This window comes from Streptomyces sp. NPDC048734 (genome assembly GCF_043198675.1).
In the GTDB taxonomy this organism is placed as follows: Bacteria; Actinomycetota; Actinomycetes; order Streptomycetales; family Streptomycetaceae; genus Streptomyces.
This window is the reverse complement of sequence record NZ_JBICUZ010000016.1, coordinates 1-16,806: the sequence shown is the minus strand read 5'-3', so window position 1 is coordinate 16,806 and position 16,806 is coordinate 1. Positions and strand designations below refer to the sequence as shown.

General features: G+C 70.3%; 15 protein-coding genes and 5 tRNA genes. 9 read left to right on the top strand and 11 right to left on the bottom strand.

The genetic code is table 11. The annotated features are described in order from the left end of the window. The first annotated feature begins 37 nt into the window (after window positions 1-37). Window positions 38-682, top strand: a complete 645-nt coding sequence (locus ACGFQC_RS30525) for a MerR family transcriptional regulator (RefSeq protein WP_363092080.1) — start codon at window positions 38-40, stop codon at window positions 680-682. A 97-nt stretch (window positions 683-779) separates the two neighbouring features. Here the strand turns inward: ACGFQC_RS30525 and ACGFQC_RS30520 are convergent. The 9 genes from ACGFQC_RS30520 to ACGFQC_RS30480 all read right to left on the bottom strand — a co-directional run bounded on the left by ACGFQC_RS30520 (window position 780) and on the right by ACGFQC_RS30480 (window position 4,906). Further along, window positions 780-852, bottom strand: a tRNA-Glu gene (locus ACGFQC_RS30520). Between the two features lie 28 nt (window positions 853-880). Then, window positions 881-952: transfer RNA gene (locus ACGFQC_RS30515), tRNA-Gln, on the bottom strand. A 20-nt stretch (window positions 953-972) separates the two neighbouring features. Beyond that, window positions 973-1,045: transfer RNA gene (locus ACGFQC_RS30510), tRNA-Glu, on the bottom strand. A gap of 62 nt (window positions 1,046-1,107) precedes the next feature. Then, a tRNA-Glu gene (locus ACGFQC_RS30505) sits at window positions 1,108-1,180 on the bottom strand. A gap of 56 nt (window positions 1,181-1,236) precedes the next feature. After that, window positions 1,237-1,308, bottom strand: a tRNA-Gln gene (locus ACGFQC_RS30500). Between the two features lie 91 nt (window positions 1,309-1,399). After that, on the bottom strand, window positions 1,400-2,131 hold the full coding sequence (locus ACGFQC_RS30495; protein WP_363092079.1) for an HAD family hydrolase: 732 nt from the start codon (window positions 2,129-2,131) through the stop codon (window positions 1,400-1,402). Window positions 2,132-2,335: 204 nt separating this feature from the next. Further along, window positions 2,336-3,820 carry a glutamate--tRNA ligase gene (gene gltX, locus ACGFQC_RS30490; RefSeq protein ID WP_363092077.1) on the bottom strand — a complete coding sequence of 495 codons (1,485 nt, stop codon included), beginning with the start codon at window positions 3,818-3,820 and terminating at the stop codon, window positions 2,336-2,338. Continuing rightward, window positions 3,813-4,589: a fumarylacetoacetate hydrolase family protein gene (locus ACGFQC_RS30485; protein ID WP_363092076.1), complete on the bottom strand. Its 777-nt coding sequence runs from the start codon at window positions 4,587-4,589 to the stop codon at window positions 3,813-3,815. The genes gltX and ACGFQC_RS30485 overlap by 8 nt, the downstream gene beginning before the upstream one ends. Before the next feature lie 131 nt (window positions 4,590-4,720). Beyond that, window positions 4,721-4,906 carry a hypothetical protein gene (locus ACGFQC_RS30480; RefSeq protein WP_363092075.1) on the bottom strand — a complete coding sequence of 62 codons (186 nt, stop codon included), beginning with the start codon at window positions 4,904-4,906 and terminating at the stop codon, window positions 4,721-4,723. Window positions 4,907-5,500: 594 nt separating this feature from the next. On the opposite strand from ACGFQC_RS30480, the gene ACGFQC_RS30475 reads away from it, so the two are divergent. The 8 genes from ACGFQC_RS30475 to ACGFQC_RS30440 all read left to right on the top strand — a co-directional run bounded on the left by ACGFQC_RS30475 (window position 5,501) and on the right by ACGFQC_RS30440 (window position 16,105). Next, window positions 5,501-9,271, top strand: coding sequence for a nitrate- and nitrite sensing domain-containing protein (locus tag ACGFQC_RS30475; protein ID WP_363092074.1), 3,771 nt, complete (start codon window positions 5,501-5,503; stop codon window positions 9,269-9,271). Between the two features lie 9 nt (window positions 9,272-9,280). Beyond that, the gene (locus ACGFQC_RS30470; RefSeq protein WP_003993189.1) at window positions 9,281-9,694 is read left to right on the top strand and encodes a roadblock/LC7 domain-containing protein; all 414 of its coding nucleotides are present in this window, start codon (window positions 9,281-9,283) and stop codon (window positions 9,692-9,694) included. A gap of 113 nt (window positions 9,695-9,807) precedes the next feature. Then, entirely contained in the window at window positions 9,808-10,206 is a 399-nt protein-coding gene (locus ACGFQC_RS30465; RefSeq protein ID WP_019058642.1) for a DUF742 domain-containing protein, read from the top strand. Continuing rightward, window positions 10,187-10,762, top strand: a complete 576-nt coding sequence (locus ACGFQC_RS30460; RefSeq protein WP_030793795.1) for an ATP/GTP-binding protein — start codon at window positions 10,187-10,189, stop codon at window positions 10,760-10,762. The genes ACGFQC_RS30465 and ACGFQC_RS30460 overlap by 20 nt, the downstream gene beginning before the upstream one ends. A gap of 379 nt (window positions 10,763-11,141) precedes the next feature. After that, entirely contained in the window at window positions 11,142-14,435 is a 3,294-nt protein-coding gene (locus tag ACGFQC_RS30455; RefSeq protein WP_363092073.1) for a nitrate- and nitrite sensing domain-containing protein, read from the top strand. A 10-nt stretch (window positions 14,436-14,445) separates the two neighbouring features. Further along, on the top strand, window positions 14,446-14,859 hold the full coding sequence (locus tag ACGFQC_RS30450; RefSeq protein WP_030948713.1) for a roadblock/LC7 domain-containing protein: 414 nt from the start codon (window positions 14,446-14,448) through the stop codon (window positions 14,857-14,859). A gap of 96 nt (window positions 14,860-14,955) precedes the next feature. Then, entirely contained in the window at window positions 14,956-15,543 is a 588-nt protein-coding gene (locus tag ACGFQC_RS30445; protein ID WP_363092072.1) for a DUF742 domain-containing protein, read from the top strand. Continuing rightward, on the top strand, window positions 15,524-16,105 hold the full coding sequence (locus ACGFQC_RS30440; protein ID WP_363092071.1) for an ATP/GTP-binding protein: 582 nt from the start codon (window positions 15,524-15,526) through the stop codon (window positions 16,103-16,105). Before ACGFQC_RS30445 ends, ACGFQC_RS30440 begins: the two co-directional genes overlap by 20 nt. A gap of 273 nt (window positions 16,106-16,378) precedes the next feature. Here the strand turns inward: ACGFQC_RS30440 and ACGFQC_RS30435 are convergent, their stop codons facing one another. Both ACGFQC_RS30435 and ACGFQC_RS30430 read right to left on the bottom strand, forming a co-directional pair. After that, window positions 16,379-16,573, bottom strand: coding sequence for an acyl-CoA carboxylase subunit epsilon (locus ACGFQC_RS30435; protein WP_363092070.1), 195 nt, complete (start codon window positions 16,571-16,573; stop codon window positions 16,379-16,381). A gap of 57 nt (window positions 16,574-16,630) precedes the next feature. Continuing rightward, the coding region (locus tag ACGFQC_RS30430; protein ID WP_363092147.1) for a carboxyl transferase domain-containing protein at window positions 16,631-16,806 on the bottom strand (176 nt) is incomplete at its 5' end.

Sequence of the window (16,806 nt, the reverse complement as noted above, 5' to 3'; positions counted from 1 at the left end):
GTTGGATAGTGCCGCTAACCAAGGAGGGCCGCAAGGGATGCGACTGGCCGAGCTGAGCGAACGCAGCGGGGTGTCCACCGCGACGATCAAGTACTACCTGCGCGAGGGCCTGCTGCGGCCCGGCCGTCAGGTCAACGCGACGACCGCCGAGTACGACGAGGAGCACCTGCGCCGGCTGCGGCTGGTGCGGGCGATGATCCAGGTGGGCGGGGTGCCGGTGGCGACGGTCCGCGAGGTCCTCGGGCATGTCGACGACGACTCCCTGGGCCGCACGGTCCGCCTCGGCGCGGCCCTGTGGGCCCTCCCCCAGGTGCCCGAGCCGGACGTCCACGACGACTGCCTCCAGGCCGCCCACCGCGAGGCGGGCGAACTCCTGCGGGCTCTGGACTGGCGGAACGCCGAACTGCTCACCAGCATCTCGCCCGCCTACCGCTCACTGGTGGTGGCGGTGGCCGCGATGCGGCGGCTCGGCTACGACTGGGACGCCGAACTTCTCGTCCCCTACGCCCGGTTGATGCACCGCGCGGCCGTCCTCGACCTCGATTTCGTGGAGACGCGGGAGTCGGAGGCGGAGCGGATCGAGGCGGCCGTACTGAGCGCGATCCTGGTCGAGCCGATGCTCCAGGCACTGCACCGGCTGGCCCAGGAGGAGGAGTCGGCCCGACGGTACGGCTTCGAGTGAGCCCTGCCGAGCCATGGCAGCGGCAGCGGCAGCGGCAGCGGCAGCAACGAGAAACGGCGAAGGCCCCCCACCGAAGTGGAGGGCCTTCCCTGATGCGTACCCCCGACCGGATTCGAACCGGCGCTACCGCCTTGAGAGGGCGGCGTGCTAGGCCGCTACACAACGGGGGCGTGGACACTGCGTCTCCGCAGGTCCGAGCTGGTCTACCTGGACTCGAACCAAGACTAACTGAACCAGAATCAGTCGTGCTGCCAATTACACCATAGACCAAAGTGGTTTAGACCAGTCAGTACCCCCGACCGGATTCGAACCGGCGCTACCGCCTTGAGAGGGCGGCGTGCTAGGCCGCTACACAACGGGGGCCCTAGCGATCCTGCATCGGCGACAACGGGTGCGACCCGGACTGTTACCGCGGGAAGGATCTGTACCCCCGACCGGATTCGAACCGGCGCTACTGCCTTGAGAGGGCAGCGTGCTAGGCCGCTACACAACGGGGGCTTTGCGGATGTGATCCGCGATGCAGATGCCGTGCTGGATTTCAAAGCATCTGCGAGCTGGCCTACCTGGACTCGAACCAAGACTAACTGAACCAGAATCAGTCGTGCTGCCAATTACACCATAGGCCACTGGAACTCAAGCCCCGGAGGGGATCTTGTTCTAGTTCGCTCCCCCGGGTCCCGGCCTTTCGGCCCGCTCCCCGGCGGCGCAGGAAGAACATTACCCGAAGGTGGACTGCGCTCCAAAACGGGTATCGGCGCCGAGGAGAGCGGGCAGTTCGGCGAGGGTGGCGATCCGGTGGCGCCCCGACGGGAGCTCGACGGTGGCCGTGCCGCCACTGCGGTCGATCCACACCGAGAGCAGGCCGGCGTCCGCCGCGCCCCGGCCGTCGATCTCCGGATGATCGCCGACGTACGCCACCTCGTGCGGGGGCAGGGCCAGGGCCTCGCAGGCGGCGAGGAAGGCCGCGGCCTCGGGCTTGGAGACGCCCAGCTCGGCCGCGCACAGGATGGACTCGAAGCGGTCGTGGACGCCGAGGACCCGCAGCTTGCGGTCCTGGACGTGGATGGTGGAGTTGGAGAGCACCGCGTGCCGGTGGCTGGCGGCGAGGGCGTCCAGGACGGGCAGGACGTCCGGGAAGAGGGCCCAGGCGGTCTCGTAGTGCACGAGATAGCGCTGGAACCAGGCGTCGGCCTCGGCGTCGTCCATTTCCCGCTCCAGGAAGGCGCGGACCCGGTCGCGGCGCTGCTCCTCGAAGGTGAGACCGCCGACGGAGAAGCGCGCCCACTGCTGGTGGGTGACCTCCCGCCACCGCTCCAGGGCCTGCTCGGCGGTGCCGTACCGGTCGAGGAGGCCCTCCGCCGCGAGATGGCCACGCATCCCCTCGCGGTCTGCGGTCGTGTAGTCGAAAAGGGTGTCGTCGACGTCCCAGACGACGGCTGTGATCGCCATGACACCGACGGTACCCGGACCGGCTGGGGGTTCGGGGGTCATCCCCCGATGCAGGCAGCGTCGAAAAGGGTGTCGTCGACGTCCCGGACGACGGCTGTGATCGCCATGACACCGACGGTAACGCGCGGGCGGGATACGCGTCCGGCGGAACGGGGAAGGTGCGGCACCCGGACGGGGTGCCGCACCTCACGGGGGCGGGACGGTTCAGGCGGTGAGCCTGGCCAGCGCCGCGTCGATGCGGGCCAGCGCCTGCTCCTTGCCCAGGACTTCCAGGGACTCGAAGAGGGGCAGGCCGACGGTGCGGCCGGTGACGGCGACGCGGACCGGGGCCTGGGCCTTGCCGAGCTTGAGGCCGTGGGTCTCGCCGGCGGCCAGGACGGCCTCCTTGAGCGACTCCGGGCTGGTCCAGTCGGCCGCGTCCAGCTTCTCGCGGGCCGTGGCGAGGAGGGCGTCCGAGCCCTCCTTCATCGCCTTCGTCCAGCTCGCCTCGTCGACGGCCGGCTCGGCGAGGAAGAGGAAGTCGACGTTGTCGGTGATCTCGGAGAGGACCTTGAGGCGGGTCTGGGCGTGCGGGGCGATCCGCTGCCACTTCGTCTCGTCGAAGTCCTCCGGCGCCCAGGGGGCGAACGGGGCCCGCAGCCACGGGCGGCAGCGCTCGGTGAAGTCCTTCACGTCCAGCAGCCGGATGTGGTCGGCGTTGATCGCCTCGCACTTCTTCAGGTCGAAGCGCGCCGGGTTGGGGTTGACGTCCGCGATGTCGAAGGCCGCGACCATCTCGTCCATCGTGAAGATGTCCTGGTCGGCCGAGAGGGACCAGCCGAGCAGCGAGAGGTAGTTGAGCAGGCCCTCGGGGAGGAAGCCGCGCTCCCGGTAGAGGTTGAGCGACGACTCCGGGTCGCGCTTGGAGAGCTTCTTGTTGCCCTCGCCCATCACGTACGGCAGGTGGCCGAAGGCGGGGACCTCCTTGGCGATGCCCAGTTCGATCAGCGCCTTGTACAGGGCGACCTGGCGGGGGGTGGAGGAGAGCAGGTCCTCGCCGCGCAGGACGTGGGTGATCTCCATGAGGGCGTCGTCGACCGGGTTGACCAGCGTGTAGAGCGGGGCGCCGTTGGCGCGGACGATGCCGTAGTCCGGGACGTTCTCCGGGGTGAAGGTCAGCTCGCCGCGGACCAGGTCCGTGAAGGTGATCGTCTCGTCGGGCATCCGGAAGCGGACGATCGGGGTACGGCCCTGGGCCCGGTACTCCTCGACCTGCGCGGCGGTCAGCTCGCGGCAGTGGCCGTCGTAGCCGGAGGGCCTGCCGGCGGCGCGGGCGGCCTCGCGGCGGGTGTCCAGCTCCTCCTGGGAGCAGTAGCAGCGGTAGGCGTGGCCGGCGGCGAGGAGCTTGTCGGCGACGTCCTTGTACAGGTCCGTCCGCTGCGACTGGCGGTACGGCGCGTGCGGGCCGCCGACCTCGGGACCCTCGTCCCAGTCGAAGCCCAGCCAGCGCAGCGAGTCCAGGAGCTGGTCGTAGGACTCCTCGGAGTCGCGGGCCGCGTCGGTGTCCTCGATGCGGAAGACCAGCGTGCCCTGGTGGTGCTTGGCGAACGCCCAGTTGAACAGGGCGGTGCGGACCAGGCCCACGTGGGGGTTGCCGGTGGGCGACGGACAGAAACGGACGCGTACGGGAGAGCCGGGTGCGCTAGCCACGCTTGACAACCTTGTTGGTGAGAGTGCCGATGCCTTCGATGCTGACGGAGACCTCGTCGCCGACAGCGAGCGGGCCGACCCCTGCCGGGGTGCCCGTGAGGATCACGTCGCCGGGGAGCAGCGTCATGGCCTCGGTGATGTTGACGATCAGATCCTCGATCGAGTGGATCATCTCGCTGGTGCGGCCGAGCTGCCGCTGCTGCCCGTTGACCGTCAGCTGGATGGTGAGGTCGCTCGGGTCGAGGTCGGTCTCCACCCAGGGGCCGAGCGGACAGGCTGAGTCGAAGCCCTTGGCCCTGGCCCACTGCTTCTCGCGCTTCTGGACGTCGCGCGCCGTGATGTCGTTGGCGCAGGTGTAGCCGAAGATCACGTCCTTGACGCGCTCCCGCGGGACCTCGCGGCACATCCGGCCGATGACCACGGCCAGTTCGGCCTCGTGGTGGAGGTCCTCGGAGAAGGCCGGGTACCGGATGTCGTCCCCGGGTCCGACCACGGAGGTGGACGGCTTGAAGAAGGCGAACGGGGCGTCGGGCACCTCGTTGCCGAGCTCGCGTGCGTGCTCGGCGTAGTTGCGGCCGAAGGCCACGACCTTGCTGGGGAGGACGGGCGGCAGGAGCCGGACCTTGCTCAGCGGCACCTTCGTGCCGGAGAGCTCGTGTTCCGTGAACGGGATGCCCTTGATGATGTCGAGGACGAGCTCGTCCGGCTGGTCGCCCTCGACCGCGCCGAAGGCGACGTTCCCGTCGATGGAGAACCTGGCGATGCGCACGGGTTGGTTGGCCCCTTGATGAGCTGGCTGGAGTCTGACGCTCCAGGCTAACGCGGAAGGGCGTCCCCGGCCGGGGACGCCCTTGACATCCGGAGCCGCCGCCTTGAGTATGCGGCGGCCGCTGCGCGTATCTACTCGGCGGAGGAGGTCACGGGGACCTCGACGAGGACGGTGCGCCTGGGGTTCGCGGTCTGGACCGGAAGGTCGACGGAGTGCTCCCGCTGCTCCGGGAGCTGCAGTTCGTCGGCGTCCTCGAGGTGCGCCAGCGTCGTGCGCCGCGGGTTGGCGATCTTGTGGAACATCGTCGTCGTCTTCACTGTTGTCCTGAGCCCTGTCCTGTCGGGGCGCCGGGCGGCCGGGGAGCCTCCGTGAGCGCGTCTTGTCGGATTTGCCATCCCTGTAAAGCGTCAGGCTAAACACGTGATTCCCGGAGAACGCGTGGAGGTCTCATGATCAGCATGTGAGTTTGCTCACGAATCAGCGCTCAAACCGGTCAATCCAGGCTCCCGAGGGGCTGCTGCGAAACGGACATTGCCCCCCTGAAGCTCTCATTCCGCTCCTGATCATGGCGACTGGGACACCCCCCATGGGCCGCCCGTTCGCCCTTTTGCGCACGAATTGCCCAGGATCACTTTCTACGTCCGGTGATCCACCACTCACCCGCTGTCACGGAGGTCACAGCCCGGCCAACAAGCCTTGTTGGAGATCCTGCACTGTGCTGGAATTCCACGGACCGCCGCGGGAACGAGCCGGCGCGCAGGGCGCACAGCAGCGCCGAGCGGCGGCTGGGAGGGGGAGCCAGCGCCGGTACTCACGACCAATCGGGGGGCGTATTCAGGGCGCCCCTCAAGACGCCGACACCGTCCTTCCGTTCACGCGGAGGGGCGCCTGGTCCAGAGGTTGCGACGCTAGTGCAGGGACGTTTCAAGAGGGATGGCAGTGCTTCGGCCGAGCCGGAGCCGCACGGCGGGGCCGGCCCGATGGCCGGCAGCTCCTCGCCCCAGCACGCCCAGAACCCGGGCCCGGCCCCGTCCGGTGACGGCGGTGAGCGCCCCGGGCGCCCCGGCGCGTCCGCGTCGCCGAGCACCCCGGCTCCCACGGTCAAGCCGCCGGCCGGCACCCCCGGCCCCGGGCCGCGTGTGGCCCTGCGCAACTGGCGCATCTCCACGCGTCTGGTCGCGCTGCTGACGCTGCCCGTGGTCGCGGCCACCACGCTGGGCACGCTCCGCATCAACCAGTCCATGGACGACATCCAGCAGCTCGACAACATGAAGCTGCTGACGGACATGACCAAGCAGGCGACCGAGCTGGCCATCCGGCTCCAGGACGAGCGCGACAAGTCCGCCGGTCCGCTCGCCCACGGCAAGACCGCGGCCGACTTCACGGTCAAGGGCGCCCGCGACAAGACCGACGAGTCGCTGGAGGCCTTCAAGGACGCCTCCGAGGAGATCGACGCCTCCAGCACGGACGGCAACCTCCAGGGTGTCCGCGACAGCCTCGTGGGTCTCCTCAGCGACCTCGGCAACCTCGCGAAGGTCCGCAAGACGGCCTTCGCGGAGCAGAAGAACTCCACCCAGACGGTGGAGGCCTACCACCGCCTCATCACCCACCTGCTCGACCTCTCGCAGGACATGGCGCAGGCCACCAGCAACCCGGACATGATCCAGCGCACCCGCGCGCTGGCCGCCTTCTCCGCCGCCAAGGAGTACTCCTCCGTCCAGCGCGCCGTCCTCGCGGCCGCGCTGCCGGTCAACGACGAGGTCTACGGCCAGATATCGGAGAACGACCGGCAGTACGCCGAGGCCGCCCTGGAGAACGAGGACTCCGAACTCGCCAGCTTCCGCAGCATCTACGGCGACGAGGGCGCCGAGGAGCTGCTCCAGCCCGTCGAAAAGGGCAGCCCGACCATCGAGGACGCCGACACGTACGCCACGCGTGCGCTCGGCTCCCCCACCGGTCTGCGGTCACTGGACAAGCGGTCGTACCAGGACTGGTTCGACGCCAGCACGACCAAGATCCGGCAGATGAACAACATCGAGACCACGCTGCTCGAGGACATGGAGCAGAAGGCCCGTGAGCTGCGCGCCGAGTCCGAGCGCGAGGCGATCATCTCCGGTGCGCTGATCCTGCTGGTGCTCGGTGTGTCGCTGGTCGGCGCGTTCGTCGTCGCCCGGTCCATGATCCGCTCGCTGCGCCGGCTCCAGGAGACGGCCACCAAGGTCGCCCAGGACCGGCTGCCCGAGCTGGTCAAGCAGCTGTCCGAGTCCGACCCGCAGGACGTCGACACGTCCGTGGAGTCGGTCGGTGTGCACTCCCGGGACGAGATCGGCCAGGTGGCCGCGGCCTTCGACGACGTGCACCGCGAGGCCGTCCGCCTCGCCGCCGAGCAGGCCCTTCTGCGGGGCAACGTCAACGCGATGTTCACCAACCTCTCGCGCCGCTCCCAGGGCCTCATCCAGCGTCAGCTGTCGCTCATCTCCGAACTGGAGTCGCGCGAGGCCGACCCGGACCAGCTGTCCTCGCTGTTCAAGCTCGACCACCTCGCGACCCGCATGCGCCGTAACGGCGAGAACCTCCTGGTCCTCGCGGGTGAGGAGCCCGGCCGCCGCTGGACCCGTCCGGTCCCGCTGGTCGACGTGCTGCGTGCCGCCGCCTCCGAGGTGGAGCAGTACGAGCGCATCGAGCTGTCCTCCGTGCCGACCACCGAAGTGGCCGGCCGGGTCGTCAACGACCTCGTGCACCTCCTCGCCGAGCTGCTCGAGAACGCGACCTCGTTCTCCTCCCCGCAGACCAAGGTCAAGGTCACCGGTCACGCGCTGCCCGACGGCCGCGTCCTGATCGAGATCCACGACACCGGTATCGGCCTCTCCCCCGAGGACCTCGCCGCGATCAACGAGCGGCTCGCGTCGCCGCCCACCGTGGACGTCTCCGTCTCCCGCCGCATGGGCCTCTTCGTGGTCGGCCGGCTGTCCCAGCGGCACGGCATCCGCATCCAGCTCCGTCCGTCCGACTCCGGTGGCACGACCGCGCTGGTCATGCTGCCCGTGGACGTCGCCCAGGGCGGCAAGAAGCCGCAGCCCAAGCCCGGTCAGGGCAGCGTGTCCGGCGGTCCCGCCGCCGCGCAGGCCGCCGCCGGTGTCGCCGCGGCCCGTCGTCAGAGCGGCCAGGGGGGTGCCCTCGGCGCCGGTGCGCCGGGCGGTGGTGCCCTCGGCGCCGGCTCGGGCACGGGTGGCCGGCTCGCCGCCGGTCAGGGCCCCCGGGCCGCGCTGCCCGGCCGTGACGGCGGAGGCCGTCCCGGCGCGCCGCGCGGGCCGCAGGGTCCGGCCTCGCCCCCGCAGGGCCGCCCGGCTCCGGCCGGCGCCGGCTTCGGCGGCCAGGCCCCGGGTGCGCCGCAGGGTCTCCAGACGGCCGGTGCCGGTACGCCGGGCCAGGGCCAGGACCTGTTCGGTGCCGGGCGTCCGCCCGCGCCGCGCCAGAACGACAACCGCGGTGAGCAGGGCGGCCGTGGCCGTCAGCCGCAGCTGCCGCCGCGCGGCGGTCCGCGCGCCGAGCTGCCGGGCGGCAACCCGCAGCCCCGCGGCACCAGCTGGGGCGACGAGAACGCCCAGCCGCCGGTCGCGCGCACTCCGCTGGACGCCCCGCGCGGCCACGACGAGCCCGATGTCGCGCAGACCTCGCGGATGCCGCGCATCGACGACCGCCAGGGTCCCGGCGCCACCGCCGAGATCCCGCGCATCGACGAGCACCAGGGTCCGGCCGGCCCCGCGGACTTCTTGCGCCCCGGCACGAGCGGCCCGCAGCACACCGGTCAGTACCAGGACACGGGCCAGTACACCGGCCTGAACGGCGCCCAGGACACGGGCCAGTTCCCGACTCCGGGCGCGGGCGGACGACAGGACGGCTTCGTCCGCAACGACGTCTTCGGCACGCCGGGCGGGCAGAACGCGCCGGCGGGTCCGGGCCGGTTCGCCGCTCCGCAGGCCTACGACAACGGCTCCACCGGTCAGTACCCGGCCCCGGGCCACGACGGTTCGGCCACCGGTCAGTTCCCGGCCCCCGGCCAGGACGGTTCCGGCACCGGTCAGCACGCGCTGCCCGGCCGCCAGGACCCCTCGTCCACGGGCCAGTTCGACCGCCCCCAGAACGCCGACGGCGGTAACGGCAGCGGCTACGGGTACCCGCAGCAGCAGCCCGTTCCGCCGCGCGAGCCGGAGGCCCTGCCGCCGGCCGGTCCCGGGGACGGCCGTACCCCGCTGTTCGACACACTGGAGACCAACTGGTTCCACGGACAGCAGGCAGGCGGAAACGGCAACGGCTCGGCCCCCACGCCGCAGCAACAGCAGCCGCAGGCTCCGGCTGCTCCCCAACGTCCCGCGGCGACCGGCGCCTCCTGGCGCACCTCGCCGAACGACGAACTCGTCCGTCAGGCCGAGCGCGTCCGGCAGCCCGCCGCGGGCGGCGTCACCACTTCCGGCCTGCCGCGCCGGGTGCCCAGGGCGAACCTCGTCCCGGGCACGGCTCAGCAGCAACAGCACCAAGCCGGTCCGCAGGTCTCGCGTGCGCCTGACGACGTACGCGGACGGCTGACCAATCTCCGTCGGGGCATCGCACAGGGTCGACAGGCCGGCAACGGCCCGCAGACCGGCAGTTTCCCCAGCCCCACTCACCAGCAGGAGCGTTAGTTGAGCCAGATGAGCCAGGCGGCACAGAATCTGAACTGGTTGATCACCAACTTCGTGGACAACACCCCCGGGGTGTCCCACACCGTTGTCGTGTCCGCCGACGGGCTCCTGCTCGCCATGTCCGAGGGCTTCCCCCGCGACCGTGCCGACCAGTTGGCGGCCGTCGCGTCGGGTCTCACCTCGCTGACGGCGGGTGCCTCCCGGATCTTCGAGGGCGGCAGCGTGGCACAGACGGTCGTCGAGATGGAGCGGGGTTTCCTCTTCCTCATGTCCGTCTCGGACGGCTCGTCCCTCGCCGTGCTCGCGCACCCCGAGTGCGACATCGGCCTCGTCGGCTACGAGATGGCGCTCCTGGTCGACCGCGCGGGCGCGGTGCTGACGCCCGACCTGCGCGCCGAACTACAGGGCAGTCTGCTCCACTGACCCGCCCAGGTACCACCCGCCTCACGAAATCACCGTCCGGCCGACACAATCCCCCCACCGGCCTCGACGGACGGCACGACTGACCGAGACTTGCTGTCCCGCCCGGAGGATCCATGACCCCGCCCACCGCCTCTCATGATCCGTACGCGGAGCCGTACGGGGACGAGGGCGACCAGCCGCTGGTGCGTCCGTACGCGATGACCGGCGGCCGGACCCGGCCGCGCTACCAGCTCGCCATCGAGGCGCTGATCAGCACGACGGCCGACCCGGCAGCGCTCATGGGGCTGCTCCCCGAGCACCAGCGCATCTGCCACCTCTGCCGTGAGGTGAAGTCGGTCGCAGAGGTCTCGGCGCTCCTCGCCATGCCGCTGGGTGTGGCTCGGATCCTCGTGGCGGACCTCGCCGAAGCCGGACTGGTGGCCATCCACCAGCCGGGCGGCGACGAGAACAACGGTGGCGCACCTGACGTGACGCTGCTCGAAAGGGTGCTCAGTGGACTTCGCAAGCTCTGACGGAGGGCGGGCCACCACCTCCGCGAAGATCGTGGTGGCGGGTGGCTTCGGCGTGGGCAAGACCACGTTCGTGGGCGCCGTCTCCGAGATCAACCCGCTGCGCACGGAGGCCGTGATGACGTCCGCGAGCGCGGGCATCGACGACCTCACCCACACCGGGGACAAGACCACCACCACGGTGGCCATGGACTTCGGACGTATCACGCTCGACCAGGACCTGATCCTGTACCTGTTCGGTACGCCGGGTCAGGACCGCTTCTGGTTCATGTGGGACGACCTCGTGCGCGGCGCCATCGGCGCCGTGGTGCTGGTGGACACCCGGCGGCTGGCCGACTGCTTCCCGGCGGTCGACTACTTCGAGAACTCGGGTCTGCCGTTCGTCGTCGCCCTCAACGGCTTCGACGGTCAGCAGCCGTACCAGCCGGAGGAGGTACGCGAGGCCCTGCAGATCGGGCCGGACACCCCGATCATCACGACCGACGCCCGGCATCGTTCGGACGCCAAGTCGGCGCTGATCACGCTGGTGGAGCACGCGCTCATGGCCCGCCTGCGGTAGGCAGGGCCCGCTGTACGGCGCCGTACGCCGGTTGTCGTAGGCGTTCCGGAGCCGGCTGTGGACTTGGACACGGCCGGCTCCGGTGTTCATAACGTTTCGGCAGAGGAATAGGGTGATACCGCCACGCGTCGCGGTCACTTGGTGTCGCTGTGCGCACGAAGGCCCCGCCATTTGGCGGGGCTCGTTCTTTTTGACCGTTTTATCTGGGGTTTACATCACAGCGAACCGACACTTCTCCATGTTTGGAACTGCACTGGTCGTCGTGCTGGAATGCCTGAACTGCCCAATAGTCAATGACGTACTCATGGTCGATGGCTGACCGGGCTCTGAGACACTGCGGCACGACGAAGGTGCCGACCGCCGAGAGGTTGTTGGTCGAGTGAGGCGAAGCAAGAAAAGTCCCGAGCCGGCGGCCCGGGGCAACTTCACCCCGCCGCCGCGCGGAGCGGCGCCCGCCCCTGTGCCCGGCTCGGAGTCGTCGGCCGCACCCGCCAAGAGCGGCGGCCGTCTCTCCCCGCGCAACTGGCGGGTGCCCACCAGGCTGAACGCGATCCTGCTCATACCCGTGCTGGTCGGCCTCGTCATGGGCGGCTTCCAGGTGAAGAGCTCGATCGACACCTGGCAGCAGGCGGAGGACGCGCAGAAGACCGCGCAGCTGGTGCGGGCCTCCCTGCTCTACGCCGACGCCCTCTACAACGAGCGCGACGTCAGCGCCGCACCGCTGCTGCTGAACAAGGACAAGGACGTCGTCACCGACGCCCGCAAGAAGACGGACCAGGCCGCCGACGCCTTCGACCAGGCCGCGCAGAACATGCCGCAGAAGGCCGGTCTCCAGCGTCGTCTGCAGCTGTTCCGCGCCGAGGAGCCCGCTCTCCAGACACTGCGGGCCGGCGCCTACGTCTCCCCCAAGCTCACCGGCGTCATGACCGAAGAGGGCTACACCACGATCGCGCACCCCTTGATGGAGTTCGCGAACGAGCTCGGCCTGGGCACCGGAAACATCACCAGCTACGGCCGTACGGTCTACGCCATCTCGCTCACCAAGGCGGCGCTGTCGCTGGAGCGCTCCATCGGCATGCACCTGCTGGTCAAGCCCGGTCCCGGCAAGACGAGCTTCGCCAGCCAGAAGGTCGCCCTCTCCTCGTACGCCTACCTCGAGCGCATCGCGCTCGAGGAGTACACCGGCGGTGGCACCGAGGCCGACGCGCAGAAGCTCGACGAGGCGAGGGCGAAGATCAAGACGGACGGCGCGGCCATGGCCAAGGAGGCCGAGGCCGAGGATCCGGACTACGTGGCTCCGCCGGCCGACCCCACCGACATGATCTCGGCCATCGCGACGCTGCCGTCCACGGACGCGAGCGACCGCCAGGCGATCGCCGCGGGCGGTGTCACCGCGGAGAACTGGTGGGCGGTCAACACCCTCAAGTACAACGCGTACCTGCAGATCGAGACGGACCTGACCGACAAGGCGGTGAGCGAGGCCGCCCAGATCGCCGACGACGCCAAGCAGTCCGCGATCATCACCGGCGCCGCCGTCGTGATCGCCCTGCTCGCCGCGTTCATCCTGGCCGGCATGGTGGCCCGCCAGATGAGCCGCTCCATGCGCCAGCTGCGCAACGCCGCCTTCGGCATCGCCGAGCAGCGGCTGCCGATGCTGGTCGACCAGCTCTCGCGGACCGATCCCGGCCGGGTCGACACCCGGGTCGCGCCGATCCCGATCACCACCACGGACGAGATCGGCGAGGTCGCCCGCGCCTTCGACCAGGTCCACCGTGAGGCCGTCCGGCTCGCCGCCGAGCAGGCTCTGCTGCGGGGCAACATCAACGCGATCTTCACCAACCTGTCGCGCCGCAACCAGTCCCTGATCGAGGGCCAGCTCACCCTGATCACCGATCTGGAGAACAACGAGGCCGACCCGGACCAGCTGGAGAACCTCTTCCGCCTGGACCACCTCGCGACCCGTATGCGCCGCAACGGCGAGAACCTCCTGGTCCTCGCCGGCGAGGAGCCGGGCCGCCGCTGGGACCAGCCGGTCCCGCTGGTCGACGTGCTGCGCGCCGCCTCCTCCGAGGTGGAGCAGTACGAGCGCATCGAGCTGTCGGGCGTACCGGAGGCCGAGATCCACGGCCGTGCCGTGACCGACCTCGTGCACCTGCTGGCCGAGCTCCTCGAGAACGCCACCACGTTCTCCTCGCCGCAGACCAAGGTCCGGGTCACCGCGACCCGTCTCCCCGACGGCCGCGTGATGATCGAGATCCACGACAAGGGCATCGGCCTCACCGCCGAGGACTTCGCGGACATCAACCACAAGCTGGCCAACCCGCCGACCGTGGACGCCGCGATCTCGCAGCGCATGGGCCTGTTCGTGGTCGGCCGGCTGTCCGACCGGCACGGCATCCGGGTCCAGCTGCGCCCCTCGGGCGAGCAGGCCGGCACCACCTCGCTGGTCATGCTGCCCGACGCGATCACCCACGGTGGCGGTGGCGAGCAGCCCGAGCGCGACGACTTCACCGTCTCGCAGATCATCCCGGAGCAGCGGTTCCAGGGTGAGGACTTCAACCACCAGCCGCTGCGCACGGCGGCCGAGCTGGGCTTCGACGACAGCCAGTACACGGATGTCCCCGACGACCCGCGCGACCTGGACCCGGTCGGCCGCTCCCTGATGCGCGAGGAACGCCGGGCGGCCCTGGACTCCCCGGCGCCGGACGGAGCCGACCGGCAGCGGTCCGCCACGACGCCCGCCTACGGCGACGGTTTCGACCAGCCGCAGCAGCAGCCCGCGTTCGACGCCTCCCCCGACGGCTACGCACCCGCGCAGAACGGCTACGACAACGGCACGACCGGCTATGCCGACCAGTCGCCGGCGTACGACCAGCAGACGGCGTACGAGGAGCGGCAGCAGACGGCGTACGAGGACCCGTACGGCACGTCCAACGGCGGTGCGCCGCAGGGCGAGACGTTCCCGGCGGGCGGCACGGGGTTGCAGGACGGTGCCTTCGGGCAGCCCGGCGGCTACCCCGACCCCGCGTATACGGAAGCCGCCCAGGAGGAGCGGGCGCCGGAACGGCAGGCCGCACCGGAGGGCTTCCAGCCGTACGAGGAGCAGCCCTACCAGGACGACTGGCCGCAGCAGAACAGTTATCAGAACGGCTACCCGGACCAGTACGCTCCGCAAGCGGAATCCGCGCAGGCCGCTGACGCCGGTGAGCAGGACGGCGTAGGCTTCGACCGTCCGGGACCGGCCCCCGCCGCCGCCCACGCGCTGACCGACGCCGGGCTGCCCCGCCGCGGGTCCCCCGCGGCGAGCGGTGCGAACGGTGCGCGGTCCGCGGCCCAGGAGGCGTCGGCCCCCGTCGCGGACGGCCCCGCCGACTGGCGTTCGGCGAACGACGAGCGCTGGCAGCAGGCCGCCCAGCTCAAGAAGCCGAAGGCGGGCGGAGTCACCTCCTCCGGTCTGCCGCGACGGGTGCCCAAGGCCAATCTGGTCGAGGGCACCGCCGAGAGCACCCCCCAGGGAGGCCCCCAGGTCTCCCGCGCCCCGGAGGACGTCCGAGGCAGGTTGAGCAACCTGCGTCGAGGCGTCCAGCGCGGACGCAACGCAGGAAGTGAACCGAACGGTCAGGCCAGAAACCAGCACAGTGGTCCTGACAGCACCTACAACCAGGAGCGTTAGTGTGAGCCCGATGAGCCAGGCGGCACAGAACCTGAACTGGTTGATCACCAACTTCGTGGACAACACCCCGGGGGTGTCCCACACCGTGGTGGTCTCCGCCGACGGACTCCTTCTGGCGATGTCCGAAGGCTTCCCCCGCGACCGTGCCGACCAGCTCGCGGCCGTCGCCTCCGGTCTGACGTCGCTGACGGCAGGCGCCTCCCGGATCTTCGAGGGAGGCAGCGTGAACCAGACGGTTGTGGAGATGGAGCGGGGATTCCTGTTCCTCATGTCCATCTCCGACGGTTCGTCGCTCGCGGTCCTCGCCCACCCCGAGGCGGACATCGGCCTCATCGGATACGAGATGGCACTTCTGGTGGACAGGGCCGGTACGGTCCTGACGCCCGACCTTCGTGCGGAGCTCCAAGGGAGCCTTCTCAACTAACAGACGGACGGTGCGTTTTGGCGTCCCGAGGCCGTAGGGTTTCGGGACGCGGCTTCCACGTGATGGGTGCCAGGCACAGTCGGAGGAGGAGAGAAAGTGGCAACACCCCCAGACGGTTCCCATTCGGGTAACTGGTCGTACGGCCCTGCCCAGGGCCAGGGCGACGGTTCGCACAACCCGAACCGTTACGCCTTCCCCTCCGCTCCGAACCAGCGTCAGCCGTACGCGCCCCAGGGTCCGCAGGGCCCCGGACCGGCGCCGTACGACCAGCCGCACCAGCCGCACATCCAGCCCGTGCAGCCGCATCGACGCGCCCCCGAGCCGGCACCCGCCGGAGGGGCGCACAACCCTTTGGTGCGTCCGTACGCCATGACCGGCGGCCGGACTCGCCCGCGGTACCAGCTCGCCATCGAGGCACTGGTGCACACCACCGCGGCTCCGCACCAGATGCAGGGGCAGCTGCCCGAGCATCAGCGGATCTGCAACCTCTGCCGGGAGATCAAGTCGGTGGCCGAGATCTCGGCCCTCCTGACGATCCCTCTCGGTGTGGCCAGGATCCTCGTCGCCGACTTGGCGGAGGCGGGACTGGTCGCCATCCATCAGCCCGGCGGCGACGAGAGCGCCGGCGGCCAGCCAGACGTGACACTGCTCGAAAGGGTGCTCAGTGGACTTCGCAAGCTCTAGCGGCGGTCCTTCCCGCTCCACCACCTCGGCGAAGATCGTGGTGGCGGGTGGCTTCGGCGTGGGCAAGACCACGTTCGTCGGGGCCGTCTCGGAGATCAACCCGCTGCGTACCGAGGCCGTCATGACGTCTGCTTCGGCAGGCATCGACGACCTCACCCACACCGGGGACAAGAAGACCACGACGGTCGCCATGGACTTCGGACGCATCACGCTGGACCAGGACCTGATCCTGTACCTCTTCGGTACGCCCGGCCAGGACCGCTTCTGGTTCATGTGGGACGACCTGGTGCGCGGCGCCATCGGCGCGATCGTCCTGGTGGACACCCGCCGACTCGCCGACTGCTTCCCCGCGGTCGACTACTTCGAGAACTCGGGTCTCCCCTTCGTGATCGCCCTCAACGGCTTCGACGGCAACCAGCCGTACCAGCCGGACGAGGTGCGCGAGGCCCTCCAGATCGGCCCCGACACCCCGATCATCACGACCGACGCCCGCCACCGCGCGGACGCCAAGTCGGCGCTGATCACGCTGGTGGAGCACGCGCTCATGGCGCGCCTGCGGTAGGACTTCCGTGAAAAGGCCCCTGCGGCCCTCCCCGGGGAGGGCCGCAGGGGCCTTTTCACGTCACCGGCCACCGGTCACTGGTCACTGGTCGCCGCTCACCGGGCCCGGTGGGATCCCGGTCGGCGGCCGGGCAGGACGCGGCTCCCGGCAGGAGTGGCCGGAAGCCCTCGGGGGGTCCGCTCGGCCCCTGCGTCGTCGAAGCGCGGACCACCGACGTGCGAAGGCCCCGACCGCCCGTGGGGCGGTCGGGGCCTTCGTCGTGCTCGCGGGCGGTCAGCGCCAGCTGTGCGGGGCTCGGAAGCCGCCCTCGCGCTCGAGGCGGCGCCAGCCGGCCTTGCGGCGGCCGTGGTGGGCCTGGGTGGGCTCGGAGGAACGGGAGGCGGCACGGGCCAGCAGGATCGCCGTGAGGGCGGCGACCTCCTCGGGCTCGGCGTGGCCCTTCTCGACGCGGATGTCAGGCGTGGTCATGGATGTCAGTCTCCGTGAGAGAGGTTTCCGCAAGGGTGGTGCGGAAGGTCCGCTGGGTTACTGCGGGGGGTTGCCGTGCTTGCGTGAGGGAAGGTCGGCGTGCTTGGTGTGCAGCATCGCCAGGGACCTGACGAGGATCTCGCGGGTCTCGGCGGGGTCGATGACGTCGTCGACCAGGCCGCGTTCGGCGGCGTAGTAGGGGTGCATGAGCTCGGACTTGTACTCCTTGACCA

Bases quoted from the DNA above. Each gene is read 5' to 3' on its own strand.
- ACGFQC_RS30450 (WP_030948713.1), top strand. From the start codon at position 14,446: ATGAGCCAGGCGGCACAGAACCTGAACTGGTTGATCACCAACTTCGTG.
- ACGFQC_RS30465 (WP_019058642.1), top strand. From the start codon at position 9,808: ATGACCCCGCCCACCGCCTCTCATGATCCGTACGCGGAGCCGTACGGG.
- ACGFQC_RS30435 (WP_363092070.1), bottom strand. From the start codon at position 16,573: ATGACCACGCCTGACATCCGCGTCGAGAAGGGCCACGCCGAGCCCGAG.
- ACGFQC_RS30470 (WP_003993189.1), top strand. From the start codon at position 9,281: ATGAGCCAGGCGGCACAGAATCTGAACTGGTTGATCACCAACTTCGTG.
- ACGFQC_RS30495 (WP_363092079.1), bottom strand. From the start codon at position 2,131: ATGGCGATCACAGCCGTCGTCTGGGACGTCGACGACACCCTTTTCGAC.
- ACGFQC_RS30525 (WP_363092080.1), top strand. From the start codon at position 38: ATGCGACTGGCCGAGCTGAGCGAACGCAGCGGGGTGTCCACCGCGACG.